Here is a 2500-nt window from a genome sequence, read left to right as displayed (position 1 = left end):
AGCTGTGGATAGGGGTGAAAGGCTAAACAAACTTGGAAATAGCTGGTTCTCCCCGAAAACTATTTAGGTAGTGCCTCGTGCGGACACTTCCGGGGGTAGAGCACTGTAATCGTTGGGGGGGTCATTGCGATCTACCCCGCGATAGCAAACTCCGAATACCGGAAAGTGATACACGGGAGACAGACGGTGGGTGCTAACGTCCATCGTCAAGAGGGAAACAACCCAGACCGCCAGCTAAGGTCCCAAATACATGGCTAAGTGGAAAACGAGGTGGGAAGGCATAGACAGCTAGGAGGTTGGCTTAGAAGCAGCCACCCTTTAAAGAAAGCGTAATAGCTCACTAGTCGAGTCGTCCTGCGCGGAAGATGTAACGGGGCTCAAGCCATGAACCGAAGCTGCGGATCTCGTAAGAGATGGTAGGGGAGCGTTCTGTAAGTCTGTGAAGGTGTCTTGTAAAGGATGCTGGAGATATCAGAAGTGCGAATGCTGACATGAGTAGCGATAAAGGGTGTGAAAAGCACCCTCGCCGAAAGCCCAAGGTTTCCTGCGCAACGTTCATCGACGCAGGGTGAGTCGGCCCCTAAGGCGAGGCAGAAATGCGTAGTCGATGGGAAACAGGTCAATATTCCTGTACCGCTCTATGATGCGATGGGGGGACGGAGAAGGTTAGGTCAGCCGGGTGTTGGACGTCCCGGTTTAAGCGTGTAGGCGTGCTCTTTAGGCAAATCCGGAGAGCTTAGCTGAGGCGTGACGACGAGGTCTCTTTGAGACCGAAGTGATTGATACCCTGCTTCCAGGAAAAGCCTCTAAGCTTCAGTCATAGAGTGACCGTACCGCAAACCGACACAGGTGGGCAGGTAGAAGATACTAAGGCGCTTGAGAGAACTCAGGAGAAGGAACTCGGCAAATTGATACCGTAACTTCGGGAGAAGGTATGCCTCGGTAGCTTGTAGGAGTACATCCGAAGGGCGAAGAGGCCGCAGAGAATCGGTGGCTGCGACTGTTTATTAAAAACACAGCACTCTGCAAACACGAAAGTGGACGTATAGGGTGTGACGCCTGCCCGGTGCCGGAAGGTTAAGTGATGGGGTGCAAGCTCTTGATCGAAGCCCCGGTAAACGGCGGCCGTAACTATAACGGTCCTAAGGTAGCGAAATTCCTTGTCGGGTAAGTTCCGACCTGCACGAATGGCGTAACGATGGCCACACTGTCTCCTCCTGAGACTCAGCGAAGTTGAAGTGTTTGTGAAGATGCAATCTCCCCGCGGCTAGACGGAAAGACCCCATGAACCTTTACTGTAGCTTTGCATTGGACTTTGACGGGACTTGTGTAGGATAGGTGGGAGGCGATGAGACTGGGACGCTAGTTCCAGAGGAGCCGTCCTTGAAATACCACCCTGGTGTCGTTGAGGTTCTAACCTAGGTCTGTGAATCCAGATCGGGGACCGTGCATGGTAGGCAGTTTGACTGGGGCGGTCTCCTCCCAAAAGGTAACGGAGGAGTACGAAGGTCACCTAGGTACGGTCGGACATCGTACTGATAGTGCAATGGCAAAAGGTGGCTTGACTGCGAGACCGACAAGTCGAGCAGGTGCGAAAGCAGGTCATAGTGATCCGGTGGTTCTGTATGGAAGGGCCATCGCTCAACGGATAAAAGGTACTCTGGGGATAACAGGCTGATTCCGCCCAAGAGTTCACATCGACGGCGGAGTTTGGCACCTCGATGTCGGCTCATCACATCCTGGGGCTGTAGCCGGTCCCAAGGGTATGGCTGTTCGCCATTTAAAGTGGTACGTGAGCTGGGTTTAAAACGTCGTGAGACAGTTTGGTCCCTATCTGCCGTGGGCGCTGGATATTTGAGGGGGCCTGCTCCTAGTACGAGAGGACCGGAGTGGACGGATCTCTGGTGTACCGGTTGTGACGCCAGTCGCATCGCCGGGTAGCTAAATCCGGAAGAGATAACCGCTGAAAGCATCTAAGCGGGAAACTCGCCTCAAGATGAGATATCCCTGGGAACTCGATTCCCCTGAAGGGTCGTTGAAGACCACGACGTTGATAGGCTGGGTGTGGAAGCGCAGTAATGCGTTAAGCTAACCAGTACTAATTGCCCGTGAGGCTTGATCCTATAACCTTGCAAAATGCAAGGCGAACACCGCGCAAAGCGCAGTCACATACCCCAAAGAACACTTCTTCCCTTTGACGCTTCGACCGCGAAAACGCGGCAAGCGGTACAAGTTATAGTCTGACGACCATAGCGTCTTGGAACCACCCCTTCCCATCCCGAACAGGACCGTGAAACAAGACCGCGCCGATGATAGTGCACAACCGTGCGTGAAAGTAGGTCATCGTCAGACTTACCCATCAAAGCCCCCGCGCACTACTGCGCGGGGGCTTTATGTTTTTAAAGCTCCGAAACAAAGCACCCTCAAAGAAAAAACATCTCCTCCGTAAGCGTAAGCCCCCGGCCATCCCATCTTCCGCCAGACCCGTAGCTCGCTAAAC

2 rRNA genes (1 of these 2 cut by a window edge) are annotated in these 2500 nt (G+C 53.5%); both read left to right on the top strand.

Annotation, left to right across the window (positions count from 1 at the left end):
* A 23S ribosomal RNA gene (locus AC1PPK_RS00010) occupies nt 1-2123 on the top strand (it extends 760 nt beyond the left edge of the window).
* A 116-nt stretch (nt 2124-2239) separates the two neighbouring features.
* A 5S ribosomal RNA gene (rrf, locus tag AC1PPK_RS00005) occupies nt 2240-2352 on the top strand.
* Nucleotides 2353-2500: the final 148 nt, after the last annotated feature.

The sequence above is a fragment of the Zoogloea sp. JDB1 genome (assembly GCF_056724025.1).
This window is presented reverse-complemented; position numbering and strand designations above follow the sequence as displayed.